Here is a 16,841-nt window from a genome sequence, read left to right on the forward strand (position 1 = left end):
CTGATTGTTTAAGATTTGCTTCTTGTGTAGTCATTTCCTTTGTTTCTACAATAACAGAGTCCTCCGTTTGTTTAAGAATCACATAATCACTTTTAGGTGCATTTGCTGATGCAGATATTGGAGTTGTAATGCTTGAAACAATAATACTAGCTATAAAAATATAAGATAAAAATTTTTTGAACATAATGTTCCTCCCTTGAATGAGAGATATACCTAGGAAAATCTCAAAATAATTAGTAAAAATTAGTACTCAAACCGGTTGGAACGATTATACAACAAAAATAACCATAAATCAATCAAAAATTTCAAATTAATACTAATTTACTACCAATTTATAAATTTATTCCATGATTCTATGTATCCCCTTCTGATATAGCAATAAAAAATCTTTCAAGCATTCCTAAGCATCTTTCAACTGTATGTAAACGATAACGAAGCACTTAGGCGTGTAGTGTATTTCGTATTATAGGGCAGTAGCGAAGACGCTTCAAAACGCAACAAAGTTTTGCACCACAAACTTTAGAAATTATTAAGAAATCTTAAGCTTTCCATCCATTGCACCCCTACCTATCCTATGCTATAATCACATATGGTATTAGTATATTGAACAGTTCATTTATTTTAGAGAAAGGTGGCATACCGTTGAATCAAACAAAGCAAACAACGTCTCACCGCACACCCCAAAAGGGCAACGTTATAACAAATTTATTAAAAAAATACAAACATGCATGGGTACTCCTCTACATGTTTATCTATTTCCCGTGGTTTTTCTATTTAGAAAAAACAATTACTGCAAATTATACTTCTGTACACATACGACTAGATGATTTCATTCCATTTAATGAATTGTTTGTCATTCCGTACTATCTTTGGTTTATATACATCGCTGGAGTCATTGCGTATTTTCTTTTTACTTCAAAAGAAGACTTCTACAAATGTTGTGCCTTTCTCTTTATCGGTATGACAATTTGTTTAGCAATCTACACGATTTGGCCAAACGGTCAGGATTTAAGACCAACTACATTTGCAAGAGACAACTTCTTAGTCGATATCGTTAAGAATCTATATGCCTCAGATACGTCAACAAATGTATGTCCAAGCATCCATGTATTTAACTCCATTGGAATACACATTGCAATTATGCAATCTGCTAGCTTAAAGAATAAAAGCTGGATTCGACGTGGTTCATTCGTCCTTTGTGTCCTTATCTGTTTAGCAACTGTATTCTTAAAACAACATTCCGTTTTTGACGGTATCGCTGCTGCCGTTTTATGCGTAGTTATGTATCTAATTGTATATGCACCTAACTATGCTAAGTTATTTAACAAACAGCAAGCGTTATCCGAATCACATACAGAAGCATAAACTTTTTATACAAAAAGGAGCTGAAACAGCTCCTTTTTTATTTATTCATATTCCGGTACCTTAAAACAAAAGAATCTGTTTACCAATTACTTTTTATGGTTTATAATAACTTATAAACCATAATTCGGAGGGGAAAATGAGAAGGAAAATATTAATATTTACATTTTTATCTATACTATCCACCTATTTGATTGGGTGTAGTAATGCATCTGTATCAAAAAATCCAAATGATGGGTTTGCAAAAGAGACATCTACTGCTGAATCATCATTAGATACTGTTATAAAGCAAGAGATAAATGCAAATAATAGTAATTCACCAACAGAAGATGAAAAAAAAGATGATGATATTATTATTCCAACTAATACATCTGAACCTTTTTTAGGCAAATTAGATTTGGATAGTGAAACAGAAAAATTCATCTATGGTACTTGGAAAGTTGAAAAGCTTTTAGGATTTGCAAACTCATGGAATGATGCTTCTGAATATCCTACAGGGCAAAAAATTATTGATGATGAAATTATAATTAATAAAGACTTCTTTTCATCAATAGGACTAGAAAACTATGAGCCTTATCAATATGAACTACAAAATCCAATCTATAATATTACAGCAATATGTTACAACAAGGACTCTTTTTATAGATTGTATAAAATTGATCTGTCAAGCCTAAACATAAATGATGAAGTAAGAGCAATATCCGTATCATCTTATTCTTCAGGATTTTCTATCCCTATAAGTTTTTTAGTTGTTAATAATGATAGACTCATTTTGATGCTAGAAGCTACTGTTTTTGAACTAAAAAAAGCTACTGATTAAATGAAATGATGTTTTCGCTTTAAACATTAAGTAAGAAGGAAGATCAGCCTAAAGGCTAATCTTCCTTCTTACTGTCTGAAACGTTATTTTACAGAATATTTGATTAAATTATAATGTATATACTGGATATTTGTGAGTATATCTCATGCTTGAGCAAAATAAAGTTGCTTCTGCATTTCTTCTTGGTTGTAAGGTTCTATCATATGAAAATGCTTTGCTGACTAATCTTGAACAATAATCGAGCTCATTTGTAGAAATAAATCCTACAAATGTTGAATATATTTGTGGATATGAAAGCATACTTTTCACATCCACAGTATCAAGCACACCCCTACCACAATTAAATCGCAATGAAACAAGTGCATCAAATTGACACTGTGATAATTTAGCACCTGCAGGAAGTGTTAGAGCATTTATATCCGCTACAGCTGCTGAAGTATCCGTAGAGAAAAAACTGTCTGCTTTAGTCTGAGAAATTGGTGAAGTATAACCCAAATTTAAAGATGTTGATAAAGCATCAGCTTGTGCTTGAGTCAGAAGCGAATCCTTTGGATTACCTGTTGTATTTTTAGTATAGACTTTAGAAGATGTTATCAAATGTCCCCAACCAACAGTTGGATACCCTTTTGGATCCCCATAAAATTTCAAACTAAATCCCTCATGATCCTTAATAATTTTCGCGCCATCCGAACCTAAATTCATAATTAATCTCCTTTGCATAATAGATTTTTTATTATTAAATTATTACACTATCATGAGTAATAATTTAATAATTTTTCACTTTCCCACCCAACCACCACTTTTTAACGAATCTTTCGATTCGCTTTGAATGCATTCGTTATATAAAAAGTAAAATGTCCTACAAATGTAAACATGAGACATTGATTTAACTAAACAAACAATTTATTTTATTCATCACTTGACATTCTAAATTAACTAGTTATATAATGTATCTGCTAACAAAGCAAAGTAGGATAATATGCGTTAAGTGTCTAGTGAACGGGGAGTTGTCATTAGAACGAAAAGGTAATACTTGCGGTATATTATTCGCATCCCGTTGCTGCAGTTGAGTGAGACATCTCATATTGTAGCCAGGTTATAACTTGTTAACATGTAGCAATGTTGATATACCTTGGTTTTTGGTATTCTACATTACTACCACTACACTATGGAGGTGTTTTTATTATGCATTTTATTAGTAAAGAAGCACTAAATCTAAAGAAGCAAATTACGAACTTCAGCAAACTTCGTAATCTTGTATTTTGTGCACTTATGGTTGCTATGTATATTATTGTATCATTTTTTGATATTTCAATTACACAGACAATCGAAATCCGTCTTGGTTTTATCATAATTGCTGCTGCCGGTATGCTTGGCGGGCCAATTATGGGACTTAGCGTCGGCGCATTAGGCGATGTTGTTAAGATGTTAATAACAGGCGGAAAAGGGAGTTCCTTTTTCTTTGGTTTTACAGTTACTTATGCATTAATGGGATTTTTGTTTGGTCTTGTATTTTACAAATCTAAAGTTACAATAGCAAGAGCCATCGCAGCAAGTGTCTGTGAATTTGCAATTTCAATCTTTTTTAATACATGGAACCTTTCCATTTTATTTGGTTCACCATACAAAGCATTATTTTTTAGTAGACTTCCAAAGTCTGCAACTATGCTTGTAGTTAATGCATTTTTATTATTTATCATAATGCGCGCTTTGCAAACGGCATTTCGTCAAAATCAAATTGCTATAGAATCATAGATAGCATATAACTATATACAAAATAAAGGTATACAACAAACAGACAGTTCTTAAAACTCCCACCAATGTTGTATACCTTTTTATCATCCAAATCCAAATATTTTTTGAGAGATACGATATCCCATCTTGATTATCACACGTCCTACATGACCCGGAAGATGCATACTATGACCTAGCACACTATTACGAATCTTTTGATACATTCTAGGATTCGTTACTTTTAGATAGTTCCATAGTTTCTTCTTCTCGTTCAGACTTTCCTCTGTTCCAATCTTAACAAGATATACCGAACATACCATCATCATTATAGTCGCATATTTCAACATATAATTTCTAAGTTTCTTACTTTCAACCGCAAACACATCCGTTGATTCAATCATTAATTTTGTTACGCGAATCTGTTGATCAATCCTTTTCATAATCACTTGTTCATTAACAGATTGGTCTTCCCTGCCGATATAGTAACGATAGAAATTCTCGTCCAAATAATACATTGTCTTCACATAAGGAAGTGGTTGATATACAAAAAGATTATCTACATAAAAAGTATGCTTAGGCAACTGTAATTTGCAATCACGTAATAATTGTGTGCGGTAGAATACGGAATGCATTAGAATGTTTTGACTTTGTCTAAAATGTTTCAAATCATCCCAACCAAAGATACAATCCTTTGGCATTGCGCCTCTATAATTAATTGCCTTTTGCTTGTTTAATTCTACTTTTTCATATACATAATTAGCAATTAACAAATCTAGTTCTGTCTTCTCATCACGCATCTTTCTAAGTAAATTCAAAACTTTCTTTAGTGATTTTTCATTTACCCAATCGTCACTATCGACTACTTTGAAATACAACCCTGTCGCATTCTTAAGTCCCGTATTGACTGCTTGTCCATGTCCCCCATTTTCTTGATGAACTGCCTTAATAATGGTCGGATGCTTCTCTTGATAGTCATCTGCCAGTTTCCCTGTGCCATCTTTTGAACCATCATTTACAATAATAATTTCTAACTCTTCCCCACCAGTTAATAAGGTTTCAACAGCCCTGCCTAGGTATTCTTCCGAATTATAACTCGGTATTGCTACTGATAATAGTTTCATAACTCCTCCTCTGCGTGTTGCTCTCTTGTGTAATAACCCTTGTTTTTTCTTCGTATATAGTCAACTAGATTCTACTCTAGTAATAGCCATTTTTAAAATACTGTTTTTCATTAATAGTATTTGCAAATTCAACTTACATAATTCTATTATTTTTTTACATGCACTCCTTGTTTTATCAATTCTGTAAGTTCAAGGAGTGCATATTTTTTTATATTTTCATATAAAGATATGATATTAACGCTAATGCAATTACATGAATCGCAATTATTAAAAATGTTACATAGATACGTTTATTTGAATTCTCAATTGAACCATCATCTAATGATGTATGTACATATAATAATCCTAAAACTCCACCAAATCCTACAAATAGTAGTCCAATTGGTAAATTAATTATAGATAATACTAATCCAACTACTAGGAATGGTAATAGTGCCATACTTTTTGTTGCCGTGATACAAATTGCCTCTTTAAATGTTTTATTTGCTTTACCTACTTGTTTTACAATTAACATTGTTACACCAGCAAATATACAAGCACTTAGTACTGTCATAATCAATGCGCCAAGACATGTCGAGAAATAATTAACATCTATATCATCCATAAAATATGCTAACCCACCAATAAATCCCATCATCAACTTATAAAATTGACGAACAAGAACACACGAAAAGAGCATTGTCAACAAAGCTTCTGCACCTATTACGATAAGTGCATTAACAAAATTACTTTCGTTAACAAAACTCTTTAAGTTATCTGCTGGCGCTTTCCATATGTCTAATAGGATTTGCCATATATTTTTTGCATATTTTCCTGCTACTGCTGCCGCCTGTGATGCTTGTTGGCTGAACTGATTTGGTTGGCTATTCGCCTCACCTTGTGATGGTTGACCTTGTACGGGTTGCATATTCACTTGTCCTCCAACATTTGCTTGCTGTACAGGTTGCACTGGTTGTTCATTTACAGGCTGTGCATTTACTTGTTCTGCATTCACAGGCTGCTCGTTCACTGTAGAAGCAGAACAAGAACAAACTTCTCCATCTTGCAAAGGTTTCCCACATTTACCACAAAAATTTGCCATACTAAAATTTCCTCACTCTCGTTTTTTTGGCAACTACATCACATAGGGATAAATACCCATCAGCGTATATAGTCACCAAATAAACTATACCATAGATTAGGAATACTTTTCAATTCCTTCTTTGCTAACCCTTGCAAATATTAACGGCTCCATCTTTGGCTTTTCATCTGAAATTGTATAAGCTTCTAGTAAAATGGACTCCGCTTCTGCAAACATCTTCTCATCTGATGCATATAACGTAGCTAGTAAGTCCCCTTTGTTAACAAATGCTCCGACTTTCTTATCTAATATAATACCAGCCGAATAATCAATTGCACTTTCTTTTGTTACGCGTCCAGCACCCAATGCAACGGAAGCAATTCCACATCTCTCTGTATTCATATGTGTAACATAACCATCACGATCAGAGCGAACTTCGTAACTTAATGGTGCCTTCTCAAATGCATTCGTATCTTTAACAACACTAGAATCTCCGCCTTGTGCCTCTACCATATCAATCAATTTACCAAGTGCTCTACCTGATGCAATTGCTTCTCTTGCCATGTTTTTGCAAGTTTCCACATCACCCATCCCCGATAAATGAAGCATATTTGCAGAAAGACTAAGACAAATACTTGTAAGGTCCTCTGGCCCGTTTCCTTGTAAGGTCTGAATTGCTTCAATTACTTCCAAGGAACTTCCGATTGCATTCCCAAGTGGAGTGTCCATATCTGTAATTAATGCAACCATTCGTCTACCTTCATGTTCACCAATAGCTACCATCTTACTTGCAAGTAAAATAGAATCATCAAGCGTCTTCATGAAAGCTCCACTACCAGTTTTAACGTCAAGTAAAATACTATCACTACCAGCAGCAAGTTTCTTACTCATAATAGAAGATGCTATTAGCGGAATGCTATTTACAGTAGCTGTAACATCACGAAGTGCATAGAGTTTCTTATCGGCTGGTGCAAGATTACCTGATTGACCAATGACACTCAATCCCGTCTTATTCACAATATCAAAGAATTCATCTCTTGGTATCGAAGTTCTCATTCCTGGTATAGATTCCATCTTATCAACAGTTCCGCCTGTATGGCCAAGTCCTCTACCAGACATCTTCGCTACTTTTCCACCACACGCAGCAACAATTGGCGCAATAACAAGTGTTGTTTTATCACCCACACCACCTGTACTATGCTTATCCACCTTAATTCCTTCAATAGCAGACAAATCTACCATATCGCCCGAATGAGCCATAGCACCTGTCATTACTGCCATCTCATGATCTGTCATTCCATTAAAGCAGATCGCCATAAGCATCGCTGACATCTGATAATCAGGGATCTCTTCTTTCACGTATCCGTCTATCATAAATTGAATTTCTTCATCTGTAAGAATTTCACTGCTTTTTTTCTTGCTAATCAAATCTACCATTCTCATACTATTCTATACCAATGCCACCACAAACCATCTTGTGGTATCGCCCAAATAAATATAGTTGAAGAAATCCTTGGGCTGCATATTCACCTTTACGATTATTTTCCTTCAACCATGTCGCACAAACCAATCACTTCACACTTTTCTACTTCAAATCCTCAGGGCCAAAACCTAGTGGCAATAGCTCTTCTAATGTAAATTCTTTATATTTGTCTTCCGACTTTGCCAAAACAATTTTAAATGTTTTAGGATTACAAAACTCCATCATTACCTGTCTGCAAACGCCACAAGGAGCAGTCAAACTCTCTACTTTGCGGTTCTTTCCGCCAACGATAACTATCTTTTCAAACTCTTTAACCCCTTCACTTACCGCTTTAAAGATAGCTGTACGTTCTGCACAATTCGTAGGTGTGTAGCCCGCATTCTCTATATTGCAACCAGTAAAGATTGTTCCGTTTTTCGCAACTAGTACAGCCGAAACATTAAAGTTAGAATATGGCGCATAAGAATATTGCAAACCATCAATTGCCATTCTAATAAGTTCTTTATTCTCCATGTAATCATCCTCTCCATAATGAAAAAGAGAGGGTATTATTGAGGTGTTTTTCCCTCGTAATACCCCATCTTTATCTTTTTATTTAATATCCTGTAGCATTTTCGTTTTTCGCTAATTTTACGATACGGCTTGTACCTAGTCTTGATGCTCCAAGCGCAATGAATTTCTCCGCATCATCAAAAGAAGAAATTCCACCAGCAGCTTTCATCTTAATACCTTCACCGATGTTTTTTGCAAATAATGCGATATCATCAAATGTAGCACCTGCTGTAGAGAAACCTGTTGAAGTTTTGATGAAATCTGCGCCTGCGTTTGTAACAACTTTACACATCTCAATCTTCTCTTCCTCTGTTAAAACACAAGTCTCAATGATAACTTTAAGAATCTTATCTTTGCAAACTTCTTTTAATGTTTTGATTTCTTGCTCGATTAAATCAAAGCGTTTATCTTTTGCCCATCCAAGATTGATAACCATATCGATTTCGTCTGCTCCATTATCAATCGCATCTTTTGTTTCAAATGCTTTCACTGCAGTTGTATTATATCCATTAGGGAAACCAATAACCGTACAAACTGCCATCTTATCTCCCATATACTCCTTCGCTTGCTTTACGTAAGAAGGTGGTATACAAACACTTGCTGTTTGGTAATGCATTGCATCATCACAAATTGTTTTGATCTCTTCCCAAGTAGAAGTGATTCCTAACAATGTGTGATCAACTGTTTTAAAAATATCTTTTTTATCCATCACTACATATCCTCTCTACGTATCATTATTCTGCGATTTCTAACGCAACTTCCATCATTTCTCTAAAGCTTGTTTGTCTTTCTTCTGCTGGAAGGGCTTCGCCTGTAAATACATGGTCTGATACAGTAAGAATACATAACGCTTTCTTGTTTGCTCTAGCTGCAATCATATATAATGCTGCTGCTTCCATCTCAACTGCTGCAACATTCATCTTCTTCCATAATTCATTTGTCTTATCATAATCATTGTAGAAGTGATCCGATGATAAGATATTACCAACAACTACTTTAATATTCTTTTCTTCTGCTACTTCAACTGCTTTACGAAGAAGTGAGAAGTCTGCAATTGGAGCATATGTTCCTGGTAATTTGTATTGCTCTGCATAATTAGAATCTGTTGACGCTCCCATACCAATTACAACGTCACGAACTTTGATATCATCTCCGATACCACCCGCTGAACCGATACGAATAATACTTTCTACATCATAGAAATGATATAACTCATACGAATAGATACCGATTGACGGCATACCCATTCCGCCACCCATAACAGACACTCTTTTTCCTTTGTATGTTCCTGTATAACCGAACATGTTACGTACGGTATTAAAACAAGTTACATCTTCTAAAAAGTTATCTGCTATATATTTTGCTCTTAGTGGATCTCCTGGCATTAAGACTGTTTTTGCAATATCTCCTGGTTGTGCTGCATTATGTGGTGTTGACATAATCTACCTCCTAATAAATTAAATTGGAACTCAATTATACTATATTTCAATGATTTTATCAATGAAACTACAGCATTTTTTCACTTTTACTAATGTTATTTATATAAATTACTTATAAGCAAGGGTAAAAAAAAGACCTCTTCACAAATAATTCTTGTTACATAATTTCTGGTAATACTGATTTTCCTGCTACTTTAGATGTAACATTGAAGTAATCTAAGATTGTTGCCGCAATATCTGCAAACGATTCTCTTGTTCCCAAGTTCGTATTTTTCTTAACCTTATCACCATAGATTACAAATGGTGTATACTCACGGGAATGATCAGTAGATGGTGTTACTGGATCGCAACCATGGTCTGCTGTAATCATAAGGATATCATCTTCTCTTAATCCTGCTATTAATTCAGGTAATCTTTCATCAAAGTAAGTAAGTGCTTTTGCATAACCCTCTGCATCATTTCTGTGACCATATAACATATCGAAATCTACTAGATTTGTAAAGCATAAGCCATTGAAATCACGTTTCATATATTCAAGTGTACGTTCAATACCTTCTGTGTTGTTCGCAGTACGAACCATCTCGCCAATACCTTTTCCTGCAAATATATCATTGATCTTACCAACAGCTAATACATCTAAATCTGCTTCTAGTAATTGATCAAGCATTGTTGTGTTTGGTGGTACTAAAGAGTAATCATGACGTCTTGAAGTACGTTTGAAGTCTGGAGATTCGCCTTCGAACGGTCTTGCAATAACACGACCCACGCCATATTCACCTTCACAAAGTTCTCTTGCTATTTCACAATACTCATATAGTTGCTCAATTGAAACGATTGACTCATGAGCTGCAATTTGGAACACACTATCTGCTGATGTATAGACAATTAACGCTCCTGTCTTCACATGCTCATCACCATAATCACGTATTACATCTGTTCCTGAATATGGTTTATTACAGATTACTTTTCTACCAGTGCGTGCTTCAAACTTATCAAGCAACTCTCTTGGGAATCCATCTGGAAATGTTGGAAGTGGTTTCTCTGATATAACACCTGCAATTTCCCAATGTCCAATTGTTGTGTCTTTTCCTTTTGAAGACTCTGTCATACGAGCATATGCTCCTGTTGGTGTAACGTCTTCCTTCGCCCACTCTTCTTCGGGTCTTTCAATTTCAACACCATCAATATTAAAAAAACCAAGCTTTTTCATATTCGGCATACGAAAATATTGACTTGTAGATGCCGCCTTTACTGTATTGCTTCCTTCGTCTCCATAGCTTGCTGCATCTGGCATTTCCCCAATACCAAAACTATCTAATACAATTAAAAATACACGTTTCTTCATGCATACCTCTTTTCTGCGCTGCTTCTTTTGTTTTTAAAGTTTGCGCTCGCAGCGCTCACGCAAACTTTTCTTCTTTTTTAACTTACTCTATAAAACTAATAAAGATATTTCCTGCTTTTTCAAACATCTTGGAACTATCCTTGTAGCCTTCCTTCCATGTCTTACCGAGTTCCGGGTCAATCATAGTAATATTGAATTCATCATATCCAATAATCAATACTGCTTGCCCATTATTCTTCATAGCAATAACTGCTCTTCCTTTACTAACGTAGTAAAGAACCTCTTCTAAAGTACTTCCAGTCAGATTAATCGGCTCTTTCTTCATATACTGTGTTAGTATATCCATAATAGAACGTTTTTTATCACCGATCTGATTTGCTGTAACATTCACTCCAGAATTAGATAAAAGCATCTTTGCACAGGCTTTCTTACTCGATAATTCACTTGCATAAACAGGAGTAATACTGCTTAAACTCGCTCTTGTTGATTTATTTCCGCGTTCCCAAACAACTTTAAAGTTTTGGTTAATAACAGAACCCATCTTCTGATCGGCTAGTATAATTGCATCACCTGCATTATCATACACCTCAAGAACTTCACCTAGTGCATATACATAATACCGTTCTCTACTGCTTCGGTCAATATCTAATCGTAATGTTTTATCTTCTTTAATTACCGTATTTACTGTTGATTTCACATCTGGCTTCTTCGTTAACGTAATTGTCTCTGGAATTGTAAGATACAACTCTGTCAACATCTTATCCGTTACTCTCGTTGTTACCTCAATCTTAGAGGTATCTGTTTTTGATTTATTGAGAATGTAATCCGATTCTGCCAACGCATAATTCGTCTCATCACTTGATGATTTTTGAACCCTTGTCAACTCAATAACGTTATCATTTACTGCTACTTTTACCGTATAGTATTTTTTAACTGAATATGACTTCAATTCTTGCTGCTCTTTATTTACAATAGAAATCTTATATGCTGGAGCTAAAACTTCTCCATCTGTTCCCGTTGATAAATCAGAAACCTTCACATAACCAAAAATCAGATTCTCATCTATTTTGCCAAAGATGCGAACGCTCTGCCCTTCCTTTGCTTTAATATAACTCTTAGCACCGGTTTCTAAGTCAAGCAAAACGATATTCTCTGCTTTACCAAGTTCATTATTATCCGTCCACGCAATATAGGAATTCTCTTGTGATGTCATTATATTTTCTGGGTCCGCATTTTCTACAACAGTTTCGATCTTCTTTGTAATCATATTATAGGCAAAGATTCGATCTTGCAGCGAAAAATAAAACACACTTGAACGATTCACATAACTAAATCCTTCTAAATCCTGCTTCATAACATCATATGGTATATTCATTGGAATATACACTTTCTCTTCTACACGATTATCAACCGAAGAGAAATGATATAGAATAACCGCTGTACGACCTTCATATTCCCCTCTGTTCATATATCCATATACAACAAAGTCTATATTTCCATCCGCATCAATGTTCAGTATCTTAATATCATGTTGATCGTAATCATCTCGAATAAAATCCGACTTTTCTTGTTTAAATGTAAACACTTTAACCATCGAATTTGCTATCATATCATAATACCACAATGTTTTATTACGTACAAAACTAAGTTTTGTTTCCGCTTGATTCGTTAAAAATGGTATTTCATAGTCACTCGATACCCCAATCTTTAACTCACCTTTTTTTATACTGATATAATCCGAATTAAAGTCTGCCTCTGCTTTTCTCTCATAATAGAGCAAATACATTCTTGCCGCTGTATATTTTACACGGAAAAATTCTGAAACGGTATACTGTTCCACTCCTGTATCTGTATTTACTTCTACTTTATACTTCAATTCAAACGATGCCGTATCTTGATTCATCTCTGTAATTCGAGTTATCACATCTGATACAAGCTTAGGCTCTAAGCTCTTCCACATAACCATATCATAGCTTGAATTAATATTTACATAGGCATAGCTAGAATTATCCATTGTCGAATTAGTCTCTAAGTAACTTCCAATCCCTGCATCCTTGTCTTTATCCAAGATTGCCTTATGAATCTTTTCTACAAAGTCATATTTTTCATTTAAATACGAGTTCGTAATCTTTTTAATTCTCGTATAAAAATGTATCTTCTTCCCTGTTGAAGTTACCGCCGTAATCTTCATTGCATATTCTTGATTCTCTTCTAGCGTCTCTTTGACTTTTATCTTTGCTGTTGTATAATCATCGTTTTGTGTAAGTGCACTTATAGAGCCTTGCTCTATTAAATCATACTGATTCACATCTCGCACTTCGTAATTGAGCTTCTTTACAATTAATTTCTTTTGATCAATACTGATATTAACTGCTTGGCTACTATCTAACACCGTAATTGTCTCTCGCAACATATTGGCATCTATATTCGTACTGTACCCATGCAACGGATTCATTAGTCCTCGTTCCGTCTCTATATACATTACCGGAAATGTGGTAGCTGCCATTACCGTTGTTGCACTGCTTTCCATTTCTTCTTCCTTGATGTTATTTCCCATGAAGAAAACCGCCGCCACAAACACAATCACCAATACTATAAATCTATATATATGTTTTAACATACTATTCCTTTCGTTATTTTTATTTTAAATAATATCTTTGCACAGTTTATATAATGTTGGTTCAATATGCAGATATTCCTTACAGCTCATATATTTCTCTAGTAATTCTTTCTGGTTTTTTGGTGTTCCAGTTTTTACTGCTCTTATTAAGATATTCTTTGGTGTATGTTCCATATCGATAAATTCTAGGATTTGTGTTTTGTAGCCTAGGATTTCGAGTAGGGAGGCTCTCATTGAGTCAGTGATTAGGGCAGACGTTCTTTCCTGTATTAATCCGTATTTTAGTACAGGTTCTAGTATATCACATTGGATTTGCTTGTTTACTTCATGTTGGCAACATGGTACGGATAGGATTACTTTTGCTCCCCATGTAACGGCTTTATGCAATGCATAATCCGTTGCTGTGTCGCATGCGTGTAGTGTTACTACCATGTCTACAAAATCTACTCCTTCATATGTTGCGATATCTCCATGTAGGAATTCTAGTTTCTTGTATTCGTATCGTTTGGCTAAACCATTGCAGTTTTTAATAACTTCGTCTTTTAAGTCAAGTCCAATTACATGGATGTTATACCCCTTCACTTCATGTAGGTAATAATACATCGCAAATGTTAAGTATGACTTTCCACATCCAAAATCAATAATTGTTAACTCGTCTTTTTGTTTAAGAACAGCTTCTAAGCTTGGTATAATGTCTTCTATAAATTCAAGATAACGGTTTATCTGCTTAAATTTATCATACTTCGCATGTACAATCTTTCCTTCCGCTGTCATAACTCCAAGGTCTACTAAAAACGGAACGACTGTCCCTTCTTGTAGCAGATATTGTTTTGTACGATTATGAGTAAGATTTTGCTTTACTCCTATTACTTTCTGTTCCTTCTTCTTAATTGTAACTTTTCCTTTTTTGCTTATTAATATGATATATTGTCTCTCTTTTGTCCGTATCTCTACTTGCTTAAAGTCTTCTGTTAACCACTTCTCTGCCTTTTCCATAATATCTTCTTTTGTATCATTACTATGAAAGACTTGTTTTCCTTCATATTGTTCTACTTGAAAATGTAACACATCTTGCAAAAGTATTGGTCTTATCTTAATCTTAGTAACCCCTTCTTTTTTTGTTGGGTTACTAATAATGATATCTAATAAATCTATATTTAAAGTCTCATTCAGTATTGAGACAATGTTACTATCCATGGTTATTTCTCCTTTTTACTTCTACTGTATAATAACAGACTGTTAACGTTGTTAACATATGACAAGTAGCAAGGCTACTTGTCATATGTTATATTGTACCTATTTTTCCACGGTTCTACAACAATATAATTCTTAAAAAATTCTTTTATTTCTAATTACCTTTACTATTCACACAAAATGTTCGTAGTAACCTCATTATACACAGCGAAAACTGCTGCAAGTTCTTACGAACTTACAGCAGCCTGATTTTTCACATTATTATCTCCATCTGCGATAGCGGTATCTTCTTCTTCGATTTATCATCTCTTGAAAAAGCATTGTTTGGATTAATTGATATAACCAGTTTGGTCTTCCATCATCGTAGCAATCTACGCAACGGTTATTCGGACAATACCTGCCACCACAATACTGTTTTGTCTCTACCTCACCATCTTTTTCATTTTCTGGATTTGACTCTAAATCCCTAACATTTTCATAAATACGAAGAATGATTCTACTAATATTTGTACGATCTGGGAACTCATCAAACATACAGCTTCCTGCATACTCTAACTTATCACATTCATCCTCTATACTCTCTAGTACTCTTCTTGCTGCTCTTGGGTACATACCCTTCATATAATTGATATCATCGTCTAACGTCTCTTCCTCTACTTCCCTATGATTTGGACGTAAAAACTCTGGCATCTCTTCCTCGTAACAAGAATTAGGGATTCGAACTCCAATTGGCATACAGTAAGGATTACAACCTCCTCTTTTATATTCATTAATCAATTCTTCCAAGTCCATATCTTCTGACATCGCTCTTCTATTAAATCTTTCTGTTTCTTCGTTTGTCTCTTCTACTACTCTTTCAACAATACTATCCTCATTTTCCAGCGCTTCCTTTACATTCTCTACAGCTTCTTCTGCCATTCCTTCTGCACATCTACTATCGCTCGAATCGCTTCTAAACCTGCAATGCTTACTAGTAATATTTGAATTTATCATGTCACGGTACATATCATCATAACTCAAGAAATTATTCGTCAAGAAATCCATGTACTCATTTGTAGTCTGACTGCATTTGCATGTATCATTACTCATGTTTTATCTCCTCAATGTTATATCACTATTTAATATATGAGATAAAAAACGATATGTGCAATTATAAAATAATTCAGTAACCTTCCTCTTTCAACATATGATGTATTCTAATAATATGACATATTGTTATCAACGTTCTTATGTTATAATTAAAATAATTGTTCAAAAGGCACTACCGTAAAATATTTTTATAAGCGAAAGGATGGATGAACGCAATGGATAACGTCAAAAAACACTACGATAAATTACATAAACAGATTGACTTACGACTTGGTAAGGGAAAGGCAGATGAGATTCTTCATGGTTTGGATTATGTAACAGGTGACGAGTCTGCAAATGAAATTCGTAAGTGGGCAACAGAGATTACAGAACGTTTAGAAAATTCAATCCCTGAAGAGGACTTAATACCTATCAGGGAAGAATGTGCCTGTATCAAAGCTAACAAGTATTCTACATATAACAAAAAATATTTTAAAGAAATTCGTGAACAACACCCTGATAATGACGAAGACTGTCATATGGATATTGTTGAAACTTTTGCAACTGGTGGCAGTGATTGTATTTTTTCTGTATGGTATACTGAGAAATATTTTCAATAATTTGTTTTGCATCCTCTTCATAAGGAGTACGCTTCATTAGATAGTCCAACAATACATTGGTATCAATTAAAATTCGCATATCTTTCCTCCCTAGACTCAGCAAGCTCCTTTTCATAATCCAAATCTGGAACTGATTTTCTTAGTTCCTCCAGCTTTTGAAATGCAGCTTCTCTTTCCTGCATCTCTTTATCCTCATACAAACCATTTATACCTTCCATAATTTTAAGAATATATATCACCTTGTCATCTGGCATCTTTTGTATCATTCGAATTGCATCTTCTTTAATTTTTGTCATAATAATTACCCCTTTCCTATTGCAGAAAGTATCAATTTCTCAATGCCTATCTACTTATAGACACTGGTTTCTATACTTAGTATAGCATAATGCACAGATTATTTAAGCACCAATATACCTCCATTAT

At 34.5% G+C, this 16,841-nt stretch carries 17 protein-coding genes and 1 riboswitch; of the genes, 4 read left to right on the top strand and 13 right to left on the bottom strand.

All coding sequences use genetic code 11. The annotated features are described in order from the left end of the window. On the bottom strand, window positions 1-184 hold a 184-nt coding region (locus RMR19_RS15410; RefSeq protein WP_310604388.1), incomplete at its 3' end, for a hypothetical protein. Window positions 185-744: 560 nt separating this feature from the next. On the opposite strand from RMR19_RS15410, the gene RMR19_RS15415 reads away from it, so the two are divergent. Together RMR19_RS15415 and RMR19_RS15420 are read left to right on the top strand one after the other, a co-directional pair. Continuing rightward, a complete protein-coding gene (locus RMR19_RS15415) occupies window positions 745-1,365 on the top strand; it encodes a phosphatase PAP2 family protein (RefSeq protein ID WP_310604453.1) in 621 nt (206 codons plus the stop codon). A 136-nt stretch (window positions 1,366-1,501) separates the two neighbouring features. Continuing rightward, a complete protein-coding gene (locus RMR19_RS15420) occupies window positions 1,502-2,182 on the top strand; it encodes a hypothetical protein (RefSeq protein WP_310604389.1) in 681 nt (226 codons plus the stop codon). Between the two features lie 108 nt (window positions 2,183-2,290). On the opposite strand, the gene RMR19_RS15425 is transcribed toward RMR19_RS15420, so the two are convergent. Then, window positions 2,291-2,884 (bottom strand): lysozyme, encoded by a 594-nt coding sequence (locus RMR19_RS15425; RefSeq protein ID WP_310604390.1) that lies wholly within the window; start codon window positions 2,882-2,884, stop codon window positions 2,291-2,293. A gap of 261 nt (window positions 2,885-3,145) precedes the next feature. Further along, window positions 3,146-3,244: riboswitch (THF riboswitch) on the top strand. Between the two features lie 123 nt (window positions 3,245-3,367). Between RMR19_RS15425 and RMR19_RS15430 the strand changes: the two genes are divergently transcribed. Continuing rightward, on the top strand, window positions 3,368-3,937 hold the full coding sequence (locus tag RMR19_RS15430) for a folate family ECF transporter S component (RefSeq protein WP_310604391.1): 570 nt from the start codon (window positions 3,368-3,370) through the stop codon (window positions 3,935-3,937). 83 nt (window positions 3,938-4,020) lie between these two features. Here the strand turns inward: RMR19_RS15430 and RMR19_RS15435 are convergent, their stop codons facing one another. From RMR19_RS15435 to RMR19_RS15480, 10 genes are all read right to left on the bottom strand, one after another. Continuing rightward, window positions 4,021-5,037, bottom strand: a complete 1,017-nt coding sequence (locus RMR19_RS15435) for a glycosyltransferase family 2 protein (protein ID WP_310604392.1) — start codon at window positions 5,035-5,037, stop codon at window positions 4,021-4,023. Between the two features lie 208 nt (window positions 5,038-5,245). Continuing rightward, window positions 5,246-6,118: a Yip1 family protein gene (locus RMR19_RS15440; protein ID WP_310604393.1), complete on the bottom strand. Its 873-nt coding sequence runs from the start codon at window positions 6,116-6,118 to the stop codon at window positions 5,246-5,248. Window positions 6,119-6,214: 96 nt separating this feature from the next. Continuing rightward, entirely contained in the window at window positions 6,215-7,540 is a 1,326-nt protein-coding gene (locus RMR19_RS15445; RefSeq protein WP_310604394.1) for a pyrimidine-nucleoside phosphorylase, read from the bottom strand. Between the two features lie 142 nt (window positions 7,541-7,682). Then, the gene (gene cdd, locus RMR19_RS15450) at window positions 7,683-8,093 is read right to left on the bottom strand and encodes a cytidine deaminase (RefSeq protein WP_310604395.1); all 411 of its coding nucleotides are present in this window, start codon (window positions 8,091-8,093) and stop codon (window positions 7,683-7,685) included. 82 nt (window positions 8,094-8,175) lie between these two features. Continuing rightward, window positions 8,176-8,841 carry a deoxyribose-phosphate aldolase gene (gene deoC / locus RMR19_RS15455; RefSeq protein ID WP_310604396.1) on the bottom strand — a complete coding sequence of 222 codons (666 nt, stop codon included), beginning with the start codon at window positions 8,839-8,841 and terminating at the stop codon, window positions 8,176-8,178. A 25-nt stretch (window positions 8,842-8,866) separates the two neighbouring features. Beyond that, on the bottom strand, window positions 8,867-9,571 hold the full coding sequence (gene deoD, locus RMR19_RS15460; protein WP_310604397.1) for a purine-nucleoside phosphorylase: 705 nt from the start codon (window positions 9,569-9,571) through the stop codon (window positions 8,867-8,869). A 157-nt stretch (window positions 9,572-9,728) separates the two neighbouring features. Further along, window positions 9,729-10,916, bottom strand: coding sequence for a phosphopentomutase (locus RMR19_RS15465; RefSeq protein ID WP_310604398.1), 1,188 nt, complete (start codon window positions 10,914-10,916; stop codon window positions 9,729-9,731). A gap of 82 nt (window positions 10,917-10,998) precedes the next feature. Further along, the gene (locus RMR19_RS15470) at window positions 10,999-13,536 is read right to left on the bottom strand and encodes a hypothetical protein (RefSeq protein ID WP_310604399.1); all 2,538 of its coding nucleotides are present in this window, start codon (window positions 13,534-13,536) and stop codon (window positions 10,999-11,001) included. Window positions 13,537-13,560: 24 nt separating this feature from the next. After that, window positions 13,561-14,733, bottom strand: a complete 1,173-nt coding sequence (locus RMR19_RS15475; protein ID WP_310604400.1) for a class I SAM-dependent methyltransferase — start codon at window positions 14,731-14,733, stop codon at window positions 13,561-13,563. Between the two features lie 258 nt (window positions 14,734-14,991). Then, window positions 14,992-15,819, bottom strand: coding sequence for a hypothetical protein (locus RMR19_RS15480; protein ID WP_310604401.1), 828 nt, complete (start codon window positions 15,817-15,819; stop codon window positions 14,992-14,994). A 215-nt stretch (window positions 15,820-16,034) separates the two neighbouring features. Between RMR19_RS15480 and RMR19_RS15485 the strand changes: the two genes are divergently transcribed. Beyond that, the gene (locus RMR19_RS15485) at window positions 16,035-16,418 is read left to right on the top strand and encodes a hypothetical protein (RefSeq protein WP_310604402.1); all 384 of its coding nucleotides are present in this window, start codon (window positions 16,035-16,037) and stop codon (window positions 16,416-16,418) included. Between the two features lie 62 nt (window positions 16,419-16,480). Here RMR19_RS15485 and RMR19_RS15490 read toward each other — a convergent pair whose 3' ends face one another. Further along, window positions 16,481-16,714 (bottom strand): UDP-N-acetylenolpyruvoylglucosamine reductase, encoded by a 234-nt coding sequence (locus RMR19_RS15490; RefSeq protein WP_310604403.1) that lies wholly within the window; start codon window positions 16,712-16,714, stop codon window positions 16,481-16,483. Window positions 16,715-16,841: the final 127 nt, after the last annotated feature.

It is taken from the genome of Anaerosporobacter sp., from assembly GCF_031551385.1.
Lineage (GTDB): Bacteria > Bacillota > Clostridia > Lachnospirales > Lachnospiraceae > Anaerosporobacter.

Coding starts and splice junctions, on each gene's coding strand:
- RMR19_RS15415 (WP_310604453.1), top strand. CDS start 745: ATGTTTATCTATTTCCCGTGGTTTTTCTATTTAGAAAAAACAATTACT.
- RMR19_RS15420 (WP_310604389.1), top strand. CDS start 1,502: ATGAGAAGGAAAATATTAATATTTACATTTTTATCTATACTATCCACC.
- RMR19_RS15425 (WP_310604390.1), bottom strand. CDS start 2,884: ATGAATTTAGGTTCGGATGGCGCGAAAATTATTAAGGATCATGAGGGA.
- RMR19_RS15430 (WP_310604391.1), top strand. CDS start 3,368: ATGCATTTTATTAGTAAAGAAGCACTAAATCTAAAGAAGCAAATTACG.
- RMR19_RS15435 (WP_310604392.1), bottom strand. CDS start 5,037: ATGAAACTATTATCAGTAGCAATACCGAGTTATAATTCGGAAGAATAC.
- RMR19_RS15440 (WP_310604393.1), bottom strand. CDS start 6,118: ATGGCAAATTTTTGTGGTAAATGTGGGAAACCTTTGCAAGATGGAGAA.
- RMR19_RS15445 (WP_310604394.1), bottom strand. CDS start 7,540: ATGAGAATGGTAGATTTGATTAGCAAGAAAAAAAGCAGTGAAATTCTT.
- cdd (WP_310604395.1), bottom strand. CDS start 8,093: ATGGAGAATAAAGAACTTATTAGAATGGCAATTGATGGTTTGCAATAT.
- deoC (WP_310604396.1), bottom strand. CDS start 8,841: ATGGATAAAAAAGATATTTTTAAAACAGTTGATCACACATTGTTAGGA.
- deoD (WP_310604397.1), bottom strand. CDS start 9,571: ATGTCAACACCACATAATGCAGCACAACCAGGAGATATTGCAAAAACA.
- RMR19_RS15465 (WP_310604398.1), bottom strand. CDS start 10,916: ATGAAGAAACGTGTATTTTTAATTGTATTAGATAGTTTTGGTATTGGG.
- RMR19_RS15470 (WP_310604399.1), bottom strand. CDS start 13,536: ATGTTAAAACATATATATAGATTTATAGTATTGGTGATTGTGTTTGTG.
- RMR19_RS15475 (WP_310604400.1), bottom strand. CDS start 14,733: ATGGATAGTAACATTGTCTCAATACTGAATGAGACTTTAAATATAGAT.
- RMR19_RS15480 (WP_310604401.1), bottom strand. CDS start 15,819: ATGAGTAATGATACATGCAAATGCAGTCAGACTACAAATGAGTACATG.
- RMR19_RS15485 (WP_310604402.1), top strand. CDS start 16,035: ATGGATAACGTCAAAAAACACTACGATAAATTACATAAACAGATTGAC.
- RMR19_RS15490 (WP_310604403.1), bottom strand. CDS start 16,714: ATGACAAAAATTAAAGAAGATGCAATTCGAATGATACAAAAGATGCCA.